12 protein-coding genes, 7 pseudogenes and 1 other annotated feature are annotated in these 21,015 nt (G+C 42.8%); of the genes and pseudogenes, 13 read left to right on the forward strand and 6 right to left on the reverse strand.

Annotation, left to right across the window (positions count from 1 at the left end; all coding sequences use genetic code 11):
* The first annotated feature begins 130 nt into the window (after window positions 1-130).
* On the forward strand, window positions 131-1,324 hold the full coding sequence (gene metK, locus M5V91_RS26865) for a methionine adenosyltransferase (RefSeq protein ID WP_009333385.1): 1,194 nt from the start codon (window positions 131-133) through the stop codon (window positions 1,322-1,324).
* Between the two features lie 345 nt (window positions 1,325-1,669).
* Window positions 1,670-3,574 carry an asparagine synthase (glutamine-hydrolyzing) gene (asnB, locus tag M5V91_RS26870; protein WP_019383008.1) on the forward strand — a complete coding sequence of 635 codons (1,905 nt, stop codon included), beginning with the start codon at window positions 1,670-1,672 and terminating at the stop codon, window positions 3,572-3,574.
* Window positions 3,575-3,906: 332 nt separating this feature from the next.
* On the opposite strand, the pseudogene M5V91_RS26875 reads toward asnB, so the two are convergent.
* Window positions 3,907-4,754: pseudogene (locus tag M5V91_RS26875) on the reverse strand (C39 family peptidase).
* Window positions 4,755-4,831: 77 nt separating this feature from the next.
* Window positions 4,832-5,353 (reverse strand): gamma carbonic anhydrase, encoded by a 522-nt coding sequence (locus M5V91_RS26880; protein WP_009333380.1) that lies wholly within the window; start codon window positions 5,351-5,353, stop codon window positions 4,832-4,834.
* A 177-nt stretch (window positions 5,354-5,530) separates the two neighbouring features.
* Here M5V91_RS26880 and M5V91_RS26885 point away from each other — a divergent pair, with 177 nt between their 5' ends.
* Together M5V91_RS26885 and tbcS are read left to right on the forward strand one after the other, a co-directional pair.
* A complete protein-coding gene (locus tag M5V91_RS26885) occupies window positions 5,531-6,334 on the forward strand; it encodes an alpha/beta hydrolase (RefSeq protein WP_009333379.1) in 804 nt (267 codons plus the stop codon).
* 84 nt (window positions 6,335-6,418) lie between these two features.
* A complete protein-coding gene (tbcS, locus tag M5V91_RS26890) occupies window positions 6,419-7,513 on the forward strand; it encodes a tetraprenyl-beta-curcumene synthase (protein ID WP_251174703.1) in 1,095 nt (364 codons plus the stop codon).
* A 27-nt stretch (window positions 7,514-7,540) separates the two neighbouring features.
* On the opposite strand, the pseudogene mnmM reads toward tbcS, so the two are convergent.
* A pseudogene (mnmM, locus tag M5V91_RS26895) lies at window positions 7,541-8,112 on the reverse strand (tRNA 5-(aminomethyl)-2-thiouridylate-methyltransferase MnmM).
* A pseudogene (mnmL, locus tag M5V91_RS26900) lies at window positions 8,109-9,076 on the reverse strand (tRNA modification radical SAM protein MnmL/YtqA). The pseudogenes mnmM and mnmL overlap by 4 nt, the downstream one beginning before the upstream one ends.
* A 203-nt stretch (window positions 9,077-9,279) precedes the next feature.
* On the opposite strand from mnmL, the gene M5V91_RS26905 reads away from it, so the two are divergent.
* The 3 genes and pseudogenes from M5V91_RS26905 (at window position 9,280) to M5V91_RS26915 (ending at window position 11,183) form a co-directional block, all read left to right on the forward strand.
* On the forward strand, window positions 9,280-9,543 hold the full coding sequence (locus tag M5V91_RS26905; protein ID WP_009333375.1) for a YtzC family protein: 264 nt from the start codon (window positions 9,280-9,282) through the stop codon (window positions 9,541-9,543).
* 14 nt (window positions 9,544-9,557) lie between these two features.
* A complete protein-coding gene (locus M5V91_RS26910; protein ID WP_251174705.1) occupies window positions 9,558-9,740 on the forward strand; it encodes a glycogen biosynthesis protein GlgD in 183 nt (60 codons plus the stop codon).
* 262 nt (window positions 9,741-10,002) lie between these two features.
* Window positions 10,003-11,183: pseudogene (locus M5V91_RS26915) on the forward strand (MDR family MFS transporter).
* A 49-nt stretch (window positions 11,184-11,232) separates the two neighbouring features.
* Here M5V91_RS26915 and M5V91_RS26920 read toward each other — a convergent pair.
* A complete protein-coding gene (locus M5V91_RS26920) occupies window positions 11,233-11,583 on the reverse strand; it encodes a hypothetical protein (protein ID WP_009333372.1) in 351 nt (116 codons plus the stop codon).
* Between the two features lie 143 nt (window positions 11,584-11,726).
* Here M5V91_RS26920 and M5V91_RS26925 point away from each other — a divergent pair.
* From M5V91_RS26925 to M5V91_RS26950, 6 genes and pseudogenes are all read left to right on the forward strand, one after another.
* Window positions 11,727-13,087 (forward strand): annotated as a pseudogene (locus tag M5V91_RS26925) (sigma-54 interaction domain-containing protein).
* Window positions 13,088-13,415: 328 nt separating this feature from the next.
* Window positions 13,416-14,735, forward strand: a complete 1,320-nt coding sequence (locus tag M5V91_RS26930; protein ID WP_009333370.1) for a GntP family permease — start codon at window positions 13,416-13,418, stop codon at window positions 14,733-14,735.
* A 57-nt stretch (window positions 14,736-14,792) separates the two neighbouring features.
* Window positions 14,793-15,569, forward strand: coding sequence for a 3-hydroxybutyrate dehydrogenase (locus M5V91_RS26935; protein WP_009333369.1), 777 nt, complete (start codon window positions 14,793-14,795; stop codon window positions 15,567-15,569).
* A 109-nt stretch (window positions 15,570-15,678) separates the two neighbouring features.
* Window positions 15,679-15,902 (forward strand) — a binding site (T-box leader).
* A gap of 308 nt (window positions 15,903-16,210) precedes the next feature.
* Window positions 16,211-18,627, forward strand: a pseudogene (leuS, locus tag M5V91_RS26940) (leucine--tRNA ligase).
* Between the two features lie 164 nt (window positions 18,628-18,791).
* Entirely contained in the window at window positions 18,792-19,097 is a 306-nt protein-coding gene (locus M5V91_RS26945) for a rhodanese-like domain-containing protein (protein ID WP_026041816.1), read from the forward strand.
* 102 nt (window positions 19,098-19,199) lie between these two features.
* A pseudogene (locus tag M5V91_RS26950) lies at window positions 19,200-19,381 on the forward strand (sporulation protein Cse60).
* A gap of 29 nt (window positions 19,382-19,410) precedes the next feature.
* Here the strand turns inward: M5V91_RS26950 and M5V91_RS26955 are convergent.
* Window positions 19,411-20,679 carry a BaiN/RdsA family NAD(P)/FAD-dependent oxidoreductase gene (locus tag M5V91_RS26955; RefSeq protein WP_251156441.1) on the reverse strand — a complete coding sequence of 423 codons (1,269 nt, stop codon included), beginning with the start codon at window positions 20,677-20,679 and terminating at the stop codon, window positions 19,411-19,413.
* Between the last annotated feature and the right edge of the window lie 336 nt (window positions 20,680-21,015).

Raw genomic sequence — 21,015 nt, forward strand, 5'->3', positions numbered from 1 at the left:
TTTATTTCATACTACTAAGGGAATGAGTTCCGTATCAAACAGAGATCCATGAAATGACAGGGAAAAGTTCTTTTCCGCTTCCCCATTTCTTAATTCTCGCTCAATTTTCTATTTATAAGGAGGAAGCCAGATGTCAACAAAGCGTCGTTTGTTTACTTCTGAATCAGTTACTGAAGGTCATCCGGATAAAATCTGTGACCAAATTTCTGATGCAATCTTAGATGCGATTTTAGCTAAAGATGCGAATGCCCGTGTTGCTGCAGAGACTTCTGTAACAACTGGACTTGTATTAGTTGCAGGTGAAATCACAACATCTACATACGTAGATATTCCAAAAATCGTTCGTGAAACGGTAAAAGAAATCGGTTATACCCGTGCTAAATATGGTTTCGATTCCGAAACATGTGCAGTTTTAACTTCCATTGATGAGCAGTCAGCAGATATTGCAATGGGTGTTGACCAGGCTCTTGAAGCAAGGGAAGGACAAATGAGTGATCAGGAAATCGAAGCAATCGGTGCAGGGGACCAGGGTTTAATGTTCGGTTTTGCATGCAACGAAACGAAAGAGCTAATGCCTCTTCCGATTTCTTTAGCACATAAACTTTCCCGCCGTCTGACTGAAGTTCGTAAAGAAGAAATTCTTCCTTACCTTCGTCCGGACGGAAAAACTCAGGTAACGGTTGAGTATGATGAAAATGACAAGCCAGTCCGCATTGACACAATCGTTATTTCTACCCAGCATCACCCTGAGATCAGCCTGGAGCAAATCCAGCGCAATCTTAAGGAGCATGTTATTAACCCGGTTGTTCCCAAAGAACTAATCGATGAGAATACAAAGTATTTCATCAACCCAACAGGACGTTTTGTAATCGGCGGACCTCAAGGGGATGCAGGCCTGACTGGACGCAAAATCATTGTTGATACTTACGGCGGATATGCCCGTCATGGCGGAGGCGCGTTCTCCGGTAAGGATCCTACAAAGGTTGACCGCTCTGCTGCTTATGCTGCTCGTTATGTAGCGAAGAACCTTGTGGCAGCAGGTTTAGCTGAGAAAGTGGAAGTTCAGCTTGCTTATGCGATTGGTGTAGCACAGCCAGTGTCGATTTCTGTTGATACATTCGGAACAGGCAAAGTCGATGAAGATGTACTAGTTGATCTAGTTAGAAAGCACTTTGATCTTCGCCCTGCAGGAATTATTAACATGCTTGGCCTTCGCCGCCCAATTTACAAGCAGACAGCTGCTTACGGACACTTCGGACGTACAGATGTTGATCTTCCTTGGGAGCGTACGGACAAAGCTGAAATCCTTCGCTCTGAAGCTTAATAGAAAAGCGGAAGCTCTTTGGCCATCCCCGATACTTTAAGGGGGAGACAAAAATATAAAAAGCGGGAGTTGCATTAATCAATGTAACTCCCGCTTTCTTTTTGCGTCATTATACATAAAGGGTGTTTATTCACTTTTCGGTCTTTATGCTCTTTAGTCGTTTATAATTATATGTTATCGTATAAACTTCGGATAATGGCTTAATTTTCCGTGCATATTTTTTATATTCCACGTGCTAATTATAAATGATTAGTGGTAGTATTATAGGGTATGTTTTCTAAGAAAAAGGAGCCGTTAAGGCTGTATCTAAATATTGAGAAAAGAATGGAGTAGGTGACGTACATAATGTGTGGTTTTATTGGTTGTGTACATGAAAAAGCACAAAATTACCGTGACGCAGATAAAGAACAGTTCCAAAATATGAATGATATCATTACCCATCGGGGTCCCGATGATTCAGGATACTATTTTGATGACCATATTCAATTCGGCTTCCGCCGGCTGAGCATTATCGATATCGAAAGCGGACACCAGCCGCTGACATACGAGAATGAGCGTTATTGGATTATCTTTAATGGTGAAATCTATAACTATGTGGAACTTCGTGAAGAACTTCTCAAAGCTGGATTAAGCTTTGAAACAAGCTCCGATACAGAAGTCATAATTGCCCTTTACAGCCATATGAAAGAAAAGGCTGTTGAAAAATTGCGCGGTATGTTTGCGTTTGTCATTTGGGATAAACAGGAACAGTCTCTATATGGAGCCAGAGATCCATTTGGGATTAAGCCTTTCTTTTATTACGATAAGGGAGACCGCACGTTCTTTGGATCAGAGAAGAAGAGCATTCTTTTGGCTCTTCAAAATGATGTATTAAACTATGACTCCCTCCAGCATTATCTGACCTATCAGTTTGTGCCTGAGCCAAACACGATGTCAGAGGGAATCCATAAGCTTGAGCCTGGCCATTATTTTACTAAAAAAATTGGTGCTCAAATGGATATTAAGCGATATTGGAAAGCTGCTTTCCATCCAGTGCAGAAGTCAGAAGCTGATTTCACGAAAGAAATTAGAGATGTTTTGTTCGACTCAGTCAAAATGCATATGCGTGCCGATGTTCCGGTAGGTTCATTTCTTTCAGGCGGAATAGATTCTTCCATCATTGCTTCCATTGCGAAAGAATTCCATCCTGCTATTAAAACATTCTCCGTCGGGTTTGAACGCAATGGCTTCAGCGAGGTGGATGTAGCGAAAGAAACAGCGGAAAAGCTGGGTGTCGAAAACATCAGCTACATCATAACTCCTGAGGAATACATGAATGAGATTCCGAGAATCATGTGGCATATGGACGATCCGCTTGCTGACCCGGCTTGTGTGCCCCTTTATTTTGTAGCAAGAGAAGCACGCAAGCATGTAACGGTTGTACTTTCAGGTGAGGGCGCTGATGAGCTATTTGGCGGCTATAATATTTACCGTGAACCACAATCCCTGGAAGTCTTCAATAAAATTCCTGCCATCGGCAAAAAGCTTCTACGCATGATTGCAAACATGATGCCAGAGGGAATGAAGGGGAAAAGCTTTATCGAACGCGGTGTAACACCAATGGAAGAGCGCTACATTGGAAATGCAAAAATGTTTACAGAGCAAGAGAAGCGCAGCCTGCTTCATGTATATAAAGACAGCTTAAATTATACGGATATCACTAAACCGCTATATGAAGAAAGCCGGGGCTATGATCCGGTTGACCGCATGCAGTATATCGATATTCATACGTGGATGCGCGGAGACATTCTATTGAAAGCGGACAAAATGACGATGGCTCATTCTCTCGAGCTTCGTGTTCCGTTCCTTGATAAAGAAGTGTTTGAAGTGGCTTCCAAAATTCCGACCAGCCTGAAAACGGCCAATGGAACTACGAAGTATATTCTTCGCAAAGCTGCTGAAGGAGTCGTTCCAGACCATGTGCTGAACCGCAAGAAGCTTGGATTCCCTGTGCCAATCCGCCACTGGCTGAAAGACGAGATGAATGAATGGGCGAAAAATATCATTCGTGAAAGCAGCACAGATCATCTAATTAATAAAGATTACGTACTGCAGCTGCTAGAAGACCATTGTCAGGATAAAGCGGACAATAGCCGCAAAATCTGGACAGTTCTTATGTTCATGGTTTGGCATCAGGTATATGTGGAGAAAAAGTATTCTTTTGAGAAAGAGTATTTGTTAAATAAAGACTTGCAGCCGCTTAAAGGCTAAAAATAAAAACGTCCATCAGGTGAAAACCTGGTGGACGTTTTTATTAATTATAAGAATGTATAAATTTTTTAAGTCAGATAATTGTCTGGCGCAAGCAGCCTCCCACCTCGAGATCACAAGCTTGTCTAGCTGAGGCTCCTAGGGACGAAAGATAAGACACTCCCTCACAAAAGGCAAAGGACGTCTTTCCGGAATGCTCGTCTTGTGCTTGAGGCCGCAGGATAAGGAATGCTTCGTTAGCATAAACATCGCACGACCGAAAACGTTAGGTTTTGGGAGGTCGCGGCGATCTTAGTCTGCGTTCTTTCGTGGGCAAGGCGCTTCCGCTTTTCTTATGGGAGATAGGTAATAGCCTGTTTGCCCATCTGCACCCATGCTTTTTCAAAATCGTTTTTGGGTGCTTTTTTATTTTCTCTCCTGTGAGCGGATCGTTGAAATACAAGTATTCCTGATCATACCCTGTGAGCAGGACTGAATGCTCTTTATAGGTAATCTGTATTTTTCCGCTTGGCGTATGCCAGGTCTGGAAAAAGTCATCAGAAAGCTGTTTATAGGCTGTGTTGATAATAACCCAGACAGGCCTGCCATCTGACAAATGGATCTTTAAGTCTTCAAAATCGGATCCGGTAAGGTCTTCAATGGAGCCAGGCATGTACTTTTCCGCAAGCTCTTTTACCGGTTTATGATAAACGCCAAGACCTGGATTATCAAAGGAATACATATCGCCTATGAATCCGTCATTCGGGTGCCCGAAATAGATTTTTCCGTTTTCTATGCGATAAGGCTCAGGATTTTTCTTTATTTCTTTAGCGAGTGTCATTTTATCAGCCTGTATTCCTGCATGCTGAAGGAGCATGGATAAGCTCGTCACCTCGCATCCTCTGGGGAGCTCAGGAAACTGATTGACTGCGGGTGCATCTATAATTGTTTCTTCCTTGATCTTTATTACGACAGTGTTGTTTCCAAGGAAAGAGCTGGCTTTCTCAGCAGGTTCAGACAGCCATGATTTAATTTGGTTTACGGCTGAAGCAGGCTGGCTGCCTGAAAGGTTGTCATAAACAAATGCACCAGAAATCAGGATGAAGACAAGTAAAAACATTGGTGCCGTTTTTAACATTGTTTTTCTGAATATCACTATTAAAAATAAGAATAGAACAATTGCCGCAATATAAATCTTCAATTTCTTCACCAGCCCATTGGTATTGCCTTATGTTTATTATCGGCTGTTTTCCCATTCTATAATAGGGGGCAGGTGAGTTATTCAGGCTTTTTCTGCAAAGACTTATAGTACTGCCCTTTTTCGGCGTACTCCCTGCTGATCCGTTCCATATCTTTGATATCTTCTGGTGTCAGCTCGCGGATCACTTTTGCGGGCCTTCCGAATGCAAGTGTATTGGGAGGAATTTTCTTTCCCTGTGGAACAAGGCTCCCTGCACCAATGAATGCTCCCTCTCCGATTTCAGCCTGATCTAATACAATTGAGCCCATTCCTATTAAAGCCTTTTTGCGGACAATGCAGCTATGAAGGATTACCTGATGGCCAACTGTCACTTCATCTTCCAATATCAGCGGGTTATTCGGGCTTTGATGCAGGACGGAATTGTCCTGGATATTGACTTTTTTGCCGATGATTGTTGGTGCTACATCTCCGCGTATAACGGAGTTGAACCAAACGCTGGAATCCTCGCCAATTTCAACATCGCCGGTAATGGTAGTAAAATCTGCAATAAATGCGGATTCTGCAATTTTAGGTTCTTTATCTTTATATGGATAGATCATGTGAAACACTCCTATATGAAGTTTGATTATTTTGATTTTATCATAAGAGGCATGATAAACGTTATTTTGGCAAAAAGAATTCCAATTTTACAAAGGGTTGATTCATGAACAATTTCAGCATCTAGGCTATAATATATATACAAAAGACAGTACGTAAAAAGGCTGGGAGGATTGACTATGTGGAAATGGGAAACTGAAGGAGATGCAAAGGGCGTTATTGTCATGGTGCATGGGGCAATGGAGCATCACCGCCGTTATGGCTGGCTGATTGAAATGTGGCGCTTGGCCGGTTTCCATGTCATTATGGGAGATCTTCCTGGCCAGGGGATGACTTCAAGATCCAGAAGAGGCCATATTGACTCCTTTGATGAATATATACTTGAAGTTCAGGATTGGGTACATGCTGCCTATGAATTTGAATTGCCGGTCTTTCTTTTAGGGCACAGCATGGGCGGTCTGATTGCCATTCGCCTGCTGCAGGAGGAAAGGATGAATCTCGCTGGGGTAATTCTGTCCTCCCCATGCTTAGGCTTGGTTCAACAGCCTTCAAAATTTCTGAACTTCTTATCGCTTGGACTCAATTCTGTGATGCCTGGCCTGAAAATGGATGCCGGATTATCCGTTGACATGGCGACGCGGAATCAGGACGTCCTTGATGCTGATTTAAATGATTCTCTTTATGTGACAAAAGTTTCGGTCAGATGGTACAGGGAACTTGTTTCTGCAATAAAGCTTGCCTTTGAGAATCTTGATAAGATCCAGGATGTGCCCCTCCTTGTATTACAGGGCGGCGATGATAAGATCGTAAATAAAACAACTGTCAGAGAATGGTTTAACCTTGCGCCCTTCTCAGAGAAAAGGTTCAAAGAATGGCCTAAATGCTACCATGAAGTCTTTAATGAACCTGAGCGTGAAGAAGTCTTTGAATACGCGAAGGATTTCGTTAACAGCCAATTAAAAGCGCTTGGTTATGTGGTTTAAGGACGGTGTTTTAATTATGGAGGGGTGCAGCTTAATATAAGAAACTGTTCACCTATCCCTAAGCAAAAGGAGGTTTATCATGTCATGAGTGTCCCTTCCATGCCAATTAGCTTAATGTCACATGTCTACAGGAAGGTTCTTCCTGCGGTACATAAGGAACTAGCATACTGGAAAAGCAGAGCGGAAGCCATTCCTGATCAGGAGTTAAGAAAGCAGGCTCTTGCCAGCATTGAGCATAAAACCTTCCACTGTGAAGGCGGAGCTATTATGTCATTAATGGCCAAGGAAAAATATGAACAAGCGGTTAAGTTCATCGTCGCATATCAGACAATCAGTGATTATTTGGACAATCTCTGCGATCGGAGCACTTCACTTGATCCCCGGGACTTTGCGGCACTGCACGAGTCAATGGAGGATGCCCTCGATACCGATGCAGCAGAAAAAAATTATTATCGGCTGAGAAATGAACAGGATGATGGAAACTATCTTGCAGATTTGGCAGGAGTCTGCAGGGAAGTGCTGTCCAGTCTGAGGCATTACAGACATATAAAAAGCCATCTGCTTGAATTATGCCGATACTATTGTGATCTGCAAATACATAAGCATGTTGTGGTGGAAGAACGAGTTCCCCGTCTGCAGAACTGGTTTGACCAATATCGGTCTGATATTCCTGAGATGGAATGGTATGAGTTCTCTGCTTGCTCGGGATCTACTTTGGGGATTTTTTGCCTTGTTTCCTACGCACTGAGAGATGATTTTGAAGCGGAGCATGCGGTAAATATACGAAATGGTTATTTTCCATACATCCAGGGTCTCCACATTCTTCTTGATTATCTGATTGATCAGGAAGAGGACAAAGCCGGTGGAGACTTGAATTTTTGCTTTTACTATGAGAACGAAGAAAAACTGTTTTCGAGATTGAAGCATTTTGTTGCCGAAGCAGATAAGCATACTGAAAAGCTGCCTCATAAACATTTCCATAAACTGATTAATCGCGGCTTGCTCGGGGTTTATCTATCCGATGAGAAGGTCCGGAAGCAGCGGAATGTCAGAAGATTAGCCAAAAGCATGATCAGAACAGGCGGCATGGTAAGCTTTTTCTTTTATGTGAACGGCAGAGCTTACCGTACTTTGCAGAAGATGATGCCTGCGGGCTTTTCAGGAGCGATTGAAAAATAATAAAAAGCCTGCATTTTTTGCAGGCTTTTACCGTTTTTCAATAGCTACAATAAACGGCGGGTTATTTTTTTGATTAATAAACTGGTATTGCAATACATGGACGAGGCTTTGATCCAGCTGCCTTACATATCTGAGCAGATAATCACGCTCAACAGCTCCTCAATATGGCCGTGATAAATCACTAAAAGAATAATCCCCTCCGGAGCCATCAGTTCCAAAAGCTGATCGATGGCAGAAATGGTTGTCTGCGGACGGGTGACAATATCTTTATCACCGCCGGGCAGGTAACCTAAATTAAAAATGGCTGCAGTTATTTTTCCATGATGCACAGGCGGCACATTCTCAAGAATGAATTCATGTCCTGTATGGAAAAGGGTAGCCCTGTCTGACAGGTCATGATTAGCCAGGCGCGTTTTTGTATTCTGGACAGCTTCTTCCTGAATATCGAAACCGTAAACTCTTCCATTATGTCCTACCAGATCCGCCAGAAATACTGTATCATGTCCGTTGCCCAAAGTGGCATCAATAACGATATCTCCAGGTGATACTGCTTTCTCAAGCAGCTGTCTTGCATAAGGTAAGATTCTTTCAAGCTTCATGACAATGCCTCCATTTGGCTTGGATTGTAAAGTTTGCCTTGCCAGCTGTTTCTGCGCTTTAATTCCGCATCAATGCTATTTAGCACTTCCCACTTATTTACGCTCCACATTGGCCCGATCATCAAGTCGATTGGCCCATCTCCTGTTATTCGGTGTACAATCATTTCCGGAGGTAAAATCTCCAGCTGGTCACATACTAAGTTTACATATTCATTAAGTGACAGAAACTCAAGCATGCCTTTTTCAAATTGTTTAACCATCGGGGTTCCTTTTAATAAATGAAGGAGATGAATTTTTATCCCCTGCACATCCAGTTTTGCAACTTCCCGTGCGGTTTCCATCATCATATCCGGTGTTTCAAGCGGAAGGCCATTAATGATGTGGGAACAGATGCGGATGCCATGTTTGCGGAGCTTCTTTACTCCTCTGCATAGCATTGATAATCATGAGCGCGGTTAATTAAAAGGGCAGTACGTTCATGCACAGTTTGTAAGCCCAGTTCTACCCAGAGATAAGTTCGCTGATTAAGCTCTGCCAGATATTCGACTACATCATCAGGCAGACAGTCAGGGCGGGTCGCAATAGACAGTCCGACAACTCCGTCCTGCTCAAGCACTCTCTCATACATATCACGAAGCACTTCCACAGGGGCATGAGTATTCGTAAAGGCCTGAAAATAAGCCATGTATTTTCCATCTTTCCATTTATGATGCATTTTTGTTTTTATTGCATTAAATTGTGTTTCCAAATCATCAGCACGGTTCCCGGCAAAGTCTCCCGAACCGGATGCACTGCAGAATGTACATCCCCCATGTGCGACTGTGCCATCACGGTTGGGGCAATCAAAGCCGCCATCGAGTGCCACCTTGAAAACCTTATGGCCAAATTCATTACGCAAATGATAATTCCATGTATGGTACCGTTTATTATCGGATGCATATGGAAAAGGATTTACTTTATCCACAATTATCCCTCCTTTTTCAAAGAGTAATCTATAAGGTAAAAATGAATATGAAGGATTTCATAAAATTAATCTTATCATGACCCAAAACCTTATCCAAGGGGAATTGGCAGGAAATAGAGTGGTAAGAATTACAGAAAAATGAACAAACTAATTATTGAAGCATGCAAGCTTCTAGACCCATTCTTTAAGGAGGGGAACAGATAATGGCAACCCGTGAATCGATGGATACACTCCTGCAGCAGTGTGAGGATGCAATCCGTTTTGCCCAGGAGCAGTTTGAATCAGGCAGGACACAGGAGCATTATAATGATAACGAATACTCCAATGCTCTTCAATCTTTGGAAGCTGCTTATAATGATATAACCCAGATGGCCCATAGCGCCAACTCCCAGCAGCGGGAACAGCTTCACCGAATGAGACTCCAGCTGCAGCAGCTCCAAAATCAGATGATAATACTTCCTCATTAAGGAGTGGTCCACAGATGGTAAAAAAGCGCTCAAAACAAAACAATCCGGAACAAAAGACCCGCAATGGCGCCAATAGCCAGGACGTTGAACTTGGCCGGGATTTTGATGCGGTAAAGCAGTCGAAAAAGAATTATGAGAAGTCATGCGGCCAGCCTGTAAAATCAAAATTTCACCCTGAGCCGGAACAATCATCATAAATAGAATATGGAAAGCCCCGATTTTTCAAAATCGGGGCTTTATTTTTGTGCCGTTTAACGAACTATTCTCAATAGGTGCATTCCTTAAATATCCACATTCAGTTTCAATTATAAAAGAAGAAGTATTCTGTCTATTAAAATCGAATGAAAACCTATTGCAAGGACAGGAAAAACCAACTAAAATTATTTTGGATTTCGAAATAGTGCCGGGTGGTAATATGCCGGCTGACATAAAAAAATTTTAAAAAAGGGGCGTAATTTTATGCCGCGGACCTTATGGCTTTTAATAATTGGGATGGCAGTGAATGTAACCGGATCTTCTTTTTTGTGGCCACTTAATACAATCTACATTCATGACCACTTAGGCAAGTCCTTATCGGTTGCCGGCCTGGTTTTGATGGTGAACGCAGCTGCAAGCGTCGCAGGAAATTTAATAGGGGGAAGCCTATATGATAAAATAGGCGGCTATCGTTCGATTCTTCTTGGAATTATCATCACGGTAATGGCGCTTCTCGGTTTGACCTTTTGGCACGGCTGGCCTGCATACGTGGTGTTTCTCACTATTGTCGGATTTGGGTCTGGCATTGTTTTTCCATCTATGTTTGCGATGGCTGGATCTGTGTGGAAGGAAGGCGGCCGCAAAGCTTTCAATGCCATCTATGTGGCTCAGAATGCCGGTGTTGCCATTGGTGCTGCTCTCGGCGGCCTTGTGGCTTCGTACTCTTTTCAGTTGATTTTTCTGGCCAATACTGTCATGTATATCGTTTTTTTACTGATCGCTGTTTTTGGATACAGGGGAATAAATACTGCTTCGGGTCAGCAGACCTCCATCCTTCAGGAAAATCGCATGGTTAAAAATCATACCAAGCTTTATGCACTGCTCATATTATGTGCAGGCTATTTATTGTGCTGGGTCGGATATGTGCAATGGCAATCAACTATTGCTGCTTACACACAGGAATTGAATATTTCGTTAAAGCAATACAGCTTGCTGTGGACTATTAATGGAGCCCTGATTGTATTGGGACAGCCGTTTATCAGTGCTTTGGTAAAATGGTTTAAAACACTTAAGGTTCAGATGGTCGCCGGCATGGTCATATTTATAGGTTCATTTGCTGCTGCAGCAAGTGCCGAGAAATTCTCAGCTTTTATCACAGCCATGGTTATACTGACGATTGGCGAAATGCTAATATGGCCAGCGGTTCCGACCATTGCTAACCAGCTTGCCCCTAAAGGGCGGGAAGGTTTTTACCAGGGAATCGTAAACAGTACTGCTACAGGCGGAAGGATGATCGGGCCTTTACTGGGGGGATTCTCGTTGACCTTTACGGAATCTCCATGCTGTTTGCTGTATTAATAGTTCTATTTGTTTTTGCCATTCTGACAACTCTTGTGTATGACCGGAAATTGAAGGAGCCTAAAAAATTGGCGCATGTATCATAAGAAAGAAACCTGCAGTTTTGAGCTGCAGGTTTTTTTGAAATTTTAGTTCTTAACCGGCGCCTTCGAAGTAATTTTCTTTTTGCTTAGCGGCAAATACAACTTCATTGAAGAAGCTTTTCAAAATCAGCCATCTCGCTGGATAAGAACTGATAAAATCCTCGAGAACCTCTTCTGAATAAAGAAGCAGGACATCCAGATCTGCCTTCTTTTGCTTCAAATCATACAAAAGGGCATGCGGAATGGTGTAATAGTCATTCAGCTGCCATTGATTTAGTTTCACAGTTAAAATATTATGGTCATCAATATAGGTTTGCAGCGCCTGTTTTTGCGCCTGAGTGCATTCCTGTTTTGATTTGTTTCCAGATTGCCAATTCGGATTAATCAGATAGATGCCTTTCATCTGAAACACCTCCCATGTCTGCTAGTACTAATGTTATGGGCAGTAAAAGCCATAAGAATACCCATTGAAGTGAATTTGTTTTCAGAAAAATATGATAAAATAGTATTCATAAATAGTAGATTGACCTAAATGAGGGGATTCAAATGAAAAGTGCATTCTTCGATCTGCCTGTGAAGGTTGTCGAAACCATTGTTGAGAACGCCTTTGGATGGCTTGTAGTTGTGAATAAAGAAGGAACAATTATTTACATTAATAAAAATTATTGTAATTTTCTGGAAACAGAAAGGGAAAAGGCTCTTGGGAAGCATGTGTCCGAGGTGATTGAAAATTCACGTATGCATATAGTGGCAGAATCAGGAAAGGAAGAAATTGCAGATCTGCAATATATAAGAGGCAACTATATGATAGCAAATCGCATCCCCATTTTTTCTGATGGCGAAGTAATTGGCGCTTTCGGGACAGTCTTTTTTAGGGATACAAAGGAATGGATGCAGATGAACAGCCATGTAAAGAGCATGCTGACAAAAATCCAGAGCTTTATCCAGGAAATTGATCCAAGTGTTAAATACAGCCTTGATGATATCCTGGGAAACTCGAGCCAGATTCATAGCCTTAAAGAAAAGGTGAAAATGGTGGCAGCCAGTGATATTTCCGTTTTAATCCGCGGGGAAAGCGGGACTGGAAAAGAACTATTTGCGCACAGCATACATCAGCTCAGCAACAGGAGCCATCAGCCATTTGTGAAAATTAACTGCGGAGCCATTCCGGAACATCTGCTGGAGTCTGAACTGTTTGGCTACGAAGAAGGTGCGTTTACAGGTGCGAAAAAGGGAGGTAAAAGGGGAAATTCCAGCTTGCTGATGGAGGGACTTTATTTTTGGATGAAATTGGAGATATGCCGCTTAATATGCAGGTGAAGTTATTGCGTGCTCTGCAGGAAGGCGAGATTGAAAGCGTGGGTTCGACTTCTCCGGTTAAAGTAGATGTCCGGATTATCGCTGCAACTAACAGACCGCTCGAAAAAATGATGGAGGAAAAGCGCTTTAGGGAGGATCTATTCTATCGGATTAATGTGGTGCCGTTCATGATTCCTTCTTTGCGCGACAGGATGGAAGATTTATCACTCCTGATCGATAGCTTTATCAAGAAAATAACGAAAAAATCGGGAAAGAGAATAAGTGCAATTGAAGACGAGGTAATAGAAAAGTTTCATCAATATAGCTGGCCCGGCAATATTAGAGAGCTTGAAAATGTAATAGAGGCATCCATTCATTTAACAAGCAATGAAAGTATTACTACAGAATCTTTGCCGGATTACATGAAAGAATCTGCCGTTTATCCCGTTGGAAAAAAGAACTTGAAGGACATTCTGGAAGAAACAGAAAAGCGGATATTGACTCAAAGCTTGAGCAAATATAACCATGATCGATTAGAAGCGGCAAAAGCTCTAGGCATCAGTAAATCTTCTATGTATGAAAAACTAAAGAAATATGGAATTGAATAAAGATAAACAGTCCAGAAATCCGGAATATGTTCCAGAATTCTGGACTGTTTTCATTCTAGTAATTTTATGTACACTTAGTCCTACCCTTAGACGGAATTATCAGAAACTAGTCTATTATATCTGTGGACTTGTTTCCTTTGCATTCCAGAATTCTGGAAAAATGATTCATTAATTGTTCACGATTCCCTTTACCTACAAGCCTTTCATGTTGGCACGACTCTTGCATTATCATTTCTCAGCAAGTTATTTTTCAGTTATTTTTTGCAAGCGTTTTCAGGAGGAGGATGAAAAGTTCTTTTCTTATTTTTAAAACAAAGGGGGAAATGAAATGCTAAGTATGATTGGATTAATAGGCGGGCTTGCCCTGCTGATTTACCTGACTATGCGGGGAATGAACCTGCTGGTTGTCGGACCGCTATCTGCCTTGTTTGTAGCTCTTTTTAGCGGCATGCCATTATTTCCGCAGCTGGCAGGTGAAGGGGAGGCCAATTTGGTCGGGAACTATATGTCCGGCTTTTCAGGGTTTGTAACATCATGGTACCTAATGTTCCTATTGGGTGCAATTTTTGGGAAGGTAATGGAAGACAGCGGCGCGGCCGACAGTGTATCCAAAATGGTAGTGGATAAGCTCGGAATGAAATATGCCGTTCTTGCCATTGTCGCTTCCTGTGCTATTTTAACTTATGGCGGAGTCAGTTTATTCGTAGTTGCTTTCTCTGTATATCCAATGGCATTAAGTTTATTTAAACAGGCAAATCTTCCAAGAAGGTTCATCCCTGCAGCACTTGCCTTTGGATCTGTAACTTTTACGATGACTTCTGCGGGTTCACCGGAAATTCAAAACTGGATCCCGATTGAATTTCTTGGAACGACTCCATATGCAGGCTGGGAAGTCAGCTTAATTGTCGCTGTGTTCATGATGATTTTTGGCTACTGGTGGCTGAAGCGGATGATCACAAAGGCTGTAAACAAAGGAGAAACCTTTGAATCCCGAAAGCAGGATCCTGTAACTGAGAATAAGGAATTACCGCACCCTTTTATGGGGGTTCTCCCATTGGCTGTTGTTTTAATTATCTCATTCGTATTCCATGATTCTCTTGCACAATCTGCACTTATTCTTGCATTACTGGGCGGAGTTATTGCCACATATCTATTGAACAGAAAGTATTTCACAAATTTCTGGAATGCTGTGTCTGATGGTACATTAGGCGCATTAATAGCGATTGGGAATACAGCTGCTGTTGTCGGGTTCGGCGGAGTGGCAAAGGCAGTTCCTGCATTTGCCACAGCAGTAGATTGGATGACAAGCATTCCTGGGAGCCCGCTGATAGGCGGTGCCATAGCAGTAAGTGTTATCGCCGGCATGACCGGTTCAGCTTCAGGCGGGCAGGCCATCGCATTGCCGATTCTGGCCCCGCATTATATGGACATGGGCGTCAATGCAGAAGCCCTGCACAGAACAGTAGCCATTTCATCCGGTGCTCTGGATTCCTTGCCGCATAATGGCTATGTCGTTACCACTGTACGGGCTATCTGCGGGGAATCTCACCAGGCTGCATATGGAGCGGTAGCGGCTGTTACAGTAATCGTTCCGCTGATTGGTTTAGCACTTGCGATTGTATTATTCTCACTCGGTCTAGGAATCTAATTTCGGCAGGGGCTCATAAAATAGAGCCCCGGCTTTGTTTTTGAAAGGAGCTTATTCATGGTACAAAATAAAGTAGTTTTTATAACCGGTGCAGCGCAGGGAATTGGCTATGAAATAGGCAAGAGATTTGCTGAACACGGCTCGAAAATCGTTCTGACAGATATTCAGGAAGAGGCTGTGAAAAAAGCTGCAGAAAATTTGCAGAATGAAGGTTTTGAAGCAATCGGGCTTAAATGTGATGTGACCTTGGAGTCTGATATACAATCGGCCATCAATGAAACTGTCAGTCAATTCGGTGCCTTGGATGTGCTCATTAACAATGCAGGGCTGCAGCATGTTTCCTTTATTGAAGACTTTCCTACTGAAAAATTCGAGTTTCTTATCAAAGTAATGCTGACTGCACCGTTCATGGCCATTAAACATGTCATGCCCGTCATGAAAAAACAAAAGTCCGGCCGTATCCTGAACATGGCATCCATTAACGGTCTTGTTGGATTCGCGGGGAAAGCAGCTTATAACAGTGCCAAGCATGGCGTTATAGGCCTTACTAAAGTCGCAGCATTGGAAGCTGCTGAAGATGGCATTACGGTCAATGCCATATGCCCGGGCTATGTGGATACACCACTCGTAAGAAATCAGCTGAATGACCTTGCTAAAACAAGAAATGTACCTATTGAAAAAGCGCTGGAAGAAGTCATTTATCCCTTAGTGCCGCAAAAGAGGCTGCTGAAGGTAGAAGAGATTGCAGATTATGCTATTTTTTTGGCTGGTGACGGAGCTAAAGGCATTACAGGACAGGCGGCAGTTATCGATGGAGGATATACTGTTCAGTAAATCAGGCACATTTTCTGAAAGATTGCATATTCTAGTTATTAAATTCCTGTCAGGATAAGCCTACTTGCATCCTGGCGGGAAATTTATTACAATAGTCATATTCCTATACTAAAATGCTTAGATAAGGAGCAGTAGTGGTGCAATAGCCCGTTATAGAGAGTTGACGGAAGGTGCAAGTCAGCCGGGCACATCATGAACTCGCCTTGGAGCAGCAAGTGTGAAGTACCAGTAATGCTTGCCGTTTTCCGCGTTAAGGATGAATGAAGCGAGTGACATGTTCACTAATGTGGGTGGTACCGCGGGAGATTTATACATAATCCTCTCGTCCCTTTTTTGGGATGAGAGGTTTTTTATTATATTTTTTAGGCTGTTTCGTAAAGTTGATTGCAGCGGAGGGCACTTGATCCTCGAAAATGCTGACGCATTTTCTTCGTGCGGTGCTCATTCATGGAGGGTTATTCAATGTCCTGCGGGTAGTGAGGAAAGTGAGAGACCCCGCAGGCGAAGCCGGGGAGGCTCTCATCTCTCCCGCGGGTTCGCTAAGTGCCTCGTGCTGAAATCAACGGGCAATATTCATAAGCCCAAAAACGGTTTATAAGAAAAGAGCCTGATTTTATTTTCATTAATAGGAGGAAACAAAAATGAGTTTCAATCATCAGGAGATTGAAAAAAGTGGCAAGGCTACTGGGAAGAAAATAAAACTTTTAAAACAACTGAAGATAAAGGCAAGCGCAAGTTTTATGCGCTTGATATGTTCCCTTATCCTTCAGGCGCAGGACTTCATGTCGGTCACCCGGAAGGATATACGGCAACAGACATCCTTTCCCGCATGAAGCGCATGCAAGGCTATAATGTTCTTCACCCAATGGGCTGGGATGCATTTGGTTTGCCTGCCGAGCAATATGCCCTTGATACAGGAAACGATCCTGCTGAATTCACAGAAAAGAATATCAACACCTTCCGACGCCAGATTAAGGCTTTAGGTTTTTCATATGACTGGGATCGTGAAGTAAACACAACAGACCCTGAATATTATAAATGGACTCAGTGGATTTTCTTAAAGCTTTATGAAAAAGGGCTTGCATATATCGATGAAGTAGCTGTTAACTGGTGTCCCGCACTTGGAACAGTACTTGCAAATGAAGAGGTCATCGACGGAAAAAGTGAACGAGGAGGCCATCCGGTAGAACGCCGTCCAATGAGACAGTGGATGCTAAAAATTACGGCTTATGCTGATCGCCTGCTTGAAGATCTTGATTTATTGGATTGGCCAGAGAGCCTTAAAGATATGCAGCGAAACTGGATCGGCCGTTCTGAAGGAGCAGAAGTAACGTTCAATATTGAAGGCCATGATGGAACGTTCACTGTTTTCACAACACGACCTGACACATTATATGGTGCAACATATGCTGTTCTTGCTCCAGAACATGCGCTTGTTGAAAAAATCACAGCAGATGGGCAGCGCGAGGCAGTTCAGGCTTACATTGACAAAGTAAAGAGCAAGAGCGATCTCGAGCGGACAGATCTTGCTAAAGAAAAAACAGGTGTCTTCACTGGTGCTTATGCGATTAACCCGGTCAATGGCGAAAAAATGCCAATCTGGATTGCAGATTATGTTTTAGCCAGCTATGGAACTGGGGCCATCATGGCGGTTCCAGCCCATGACGAGCGCGACTATGAGTTCGCCAAGCAATTTGATCTGCCTATTAAAGAAGTCGTTGCCGGCGGAGAAGTTGGAAAAGAAGCATACACTGGCGATGGCGAGCATGTTAACTCAGGTTTCCTTGATGGATTAAACAAAGAGGAAGCGATTGAGAAAATGATCGCATGGCTTGAAGAGAAAGGCATTGGCACTAAGAAGGTTACTTATCGTCTTCGTGACTGGCTATTCAGCCGCCAGCGTTATTGGGGCGAGCCGATTCCAGTGATCCACTGGGAAGATGGCACAATGACTGCCGTGCCGGAAGATCAGCTGCCATTAGTGCTTCCAAAAACAACGGAAATCAAACCATCCGGCACTGGAGAGTCACCATTAGCCAACATCGATGAGTGGGTTAATGTCGTGGATCCTGAAACAGGCAAGAAGGGCCGCAGGGAAACGAACACAATGCCACAATGGGCAGGCAGCTGCTGGTACTATCTTCGCTATATTGATCCGAAAAACAGTGAAGCTCTTGCAGATCCTGAGAAATTAAAAGAATGGCTTCCGGTTGATATTTATATCGGCGGAGCTGAACATGCGGTTCTTCATCTCCTATATGCCCGCTTCTGGCACAAGGTCCTTTATGATGTGGGAATTGTCCATACGAAGGAACCGTTCCAAAAGTTATTTAACCAAGGTATGATTCTTGGGGAAAATAATGAAAAAATGAGTAAATCAAAAGGCAATGTCGTTAATCCGGATGAAATTGTAGCAAGCCATGGTGCTGATACTCTTCGTCTATACGAAATGTTCATGGGGCCTCTTGAAGCTTCCATCGCATGGTCTACAAATGGATTGGATGGTTCAAGAAGATTCCTTGACCGCATCTGGCGTTTGTTTGTGGAAGAGACTGGTGAATTAAGCCAGGGAATTCAGGACATTGAAGAAGGCAGCAGCCTTGAAAAGGTTTACCACCAAACGGTGAAAAAAGTAACTGAGGACTACGAAGGGCTGCGTTTCAACACAGCTATTTCTCAAATGATGGTATTCATCAATGAAGCATATAAAGCAGATGTGCTTCCAAAGGCCTTTGCAGAAGGCTTTGTTAAAATGCTTTCACCCATTGCTCCACACATGTCCGAAGAGCTTTGGTCTAAATTAGGCCATGGTGAATCCATTGCTTATGAAGCTTGGCCTGCATATGATGAAGCCAAAATGATAGATGATGAAGTCGAAATCGTTATCCAAATCAACGGTAAAGTTAAAGCAAAGCTTATGGTTCCTGCCGATGCCAAAAAAGACCTATTGGAGCAAATCGCAATGGGCGATGACAAAGTAAAAGAACAAATTGACGGAAAAACCGTCCGTAAAGTCATCGCGGTGCCAGGTAAACTTGTGAATATCGTTGCGAATTAAGTTATATCAGATGAAACCACCTCTATTTGTCAGAGGTGGTTTTTGTATTTGTGTTTTAGAAACGTCCCGTTTATATTTTTCGTCCCATATAGGGTATTATAGAATTGGCAGCATTATTTAATGTTAAGTGCTATTTAAAAGGCTTTCCAGAAAGGGTGTTAGGATTGGACCGTATTGAAGAGATAACAACAGAAGAATTGCAAAAAAAGCTTGAAGAAGGGGAGAAACTTGAGCTTGTCGATGTAAGGGAAGATGAAGAGGTTGCATCCGGCATGATTCCAGGGGCGAGACATATCCGTATGGGCACGATACCTGAGAATCTTGATAAATTTGATAAAGATACGGAGTACATCATTATTTGCCGTTCTGGCAATCGCAGCGGAAACGTATGCCACTATTTGCAGGACCAGGGATATAAAGTCCGCAATATGACCGGGGGCATGCTGAACTGGCAGGGTGAAACAAAATAGAGAAGAGCGGAGCCGCAGCAGGCTTCGTTTTTTTTTATGTTTCGGTTTTAAAAATTCAGAAAATTGTACAAACTGATAAAAAACTAAGAAAGGAAGTTTCCTGTGATTAAGGTAAAGCTATTTGATCATGAACATGAAAAAGACCTGGAAAAGGATATGAATCATTTTCTGGAGAAGATTGAAGAAAAAAGCTGCTGGATATTAAATATAATGTTGCCGCAGTGCAAGAGGACGAAGATGAACAAATTTATTGTTTCTCTGCCATGGTTATATATAGAGCCTGATGTCTGAGGAGCATCAGGCTCTATCTTTATTATACAATCCTAGCTGAGACTGCTGCGTTTAATCCGGCTAACCTGCCTGTTACAAGTGCGGATGTAATATTATATCCGCCTGTGTAGCCATGGATGTCCAGGATTTCTCCGCAGAAGAAAAGTCCTTCCATCAATTTTGAAGCCATTGTTTGCGGTTCAATTTCTTTGACGGAAACCCCTCCGCCGGTAACAAAGGCTTTATCGAGAGGCAATGTCCCATTTACTTTAAACTGAAAAGATTTGCAGGCTTTAACAAAGCTTCTGATCTTTTCGTTTGAAATCGCAGCTCCCTGTGAGGACGGATCAATTCCGTTCTTCTCAAGAAGAAACAAAAGATATCTTTCAGGAAGCCTCCCTTTTAAGAGATTTTTCATACTTTTCTTTGGATCTTCTTTGATCTTTTTGGACACTTCCTGAAAAAGAGGCTCTTCTTTTGTATCCGGGATTGCGTCCAAATTCATGACCACTTCTTTTAAATTCCACTTCTTCATCGCTTTCACCGCATATTGGCTGCAGCGCAAGACGGCCGGGCCGCTAATGCCAATATGGGTAAAAATCATATCCATCCGATGGGTTATAAGCGCTTTTCCTTTAGGGTTTAAAACACTAAGCGCCACATTCCGGAGCGACAATCCCTGCAGTATTTTTTCTTTAATAAAGTTCTCAGAAGATGTCAGCGGAACCTCGGTTGGGAAAAGCTCTGTAATCGTATGGCCTGCTTTTTCCGCCCATGCATAGCCGTCGCCGGTTGAGCCGGTATGAGGGACTGATTTCCCTCCTACGGCAACCACAACTGAATCTGCTTCATATACATCGCCTGTTTTTAATTCTACCGATTTCACCCTGCCATTTTCATAGTGAACATCCTGGATAGGGCTATTCGTCTTGATATCGACTTTCAGCTCCTTCAGCCTTGAAATCAAGGCATCAACAACAGATTGCGCTTTGTCGGTAACAGGAAACATCCGTCCGTGATCTTCTTCTTTCAGCTTAATTCCTAAATTCTCAAAGAAGCGGATAATATCTTCATTGCTGAAAATGGAGAATGCACTGTACAAAAACCGGCCATTGCCAGGAATATGCTTAATGATCTCGTCCACTGGAAGCCTGTTTGTGACATTGCACCTGCCCCCTCCGGAAATGGCAAGCTTCCTTCCAAGCTTGGTTCCTTTGTCAATCAGCAGTACTTTTGCCTTCTGTTCCGCAGCACCGATTGCTGCCATCAATCCCGAAGGACCCCCGCCTATAACTATTACATCATATTTCATATTTTCACCAACTTATCTTGATTCGCTAAAAAAGCAGTAGCTTCATTATAAATCAAATATCCTATTTCTAAAAATAATGCCCCATAATACGGTATTGCAAGTGGAATTTCCTCTGCAAGAAGAGTACACTACAAATAGTGTGTCTAAAAAGATAGAAAATTGACGAACTTACTGCGAATTGTTTTGGCAATCACAGGCTGTAAAAGCTGCATGCTGCAGGTTTTTAAATAAGAGAGAAAGCTTTGAAAGTCGATAACTGTCTAGCTCCACAAGGAACGCTACGATAGCTTTATCATCGCACGGCTAAAAGCGCTGGCTTTTAGGGGAAGCGCCTAC

This window comes from Cytobacillus pseudoceanisediminis (assembly GCF_023516215.1).
GTDB lineage: Bacteria > Bacillota > Bacilli > Bacillales > Cytobacillaceae > Cytobacillus > Cytobacillus pseudoceanisediminis.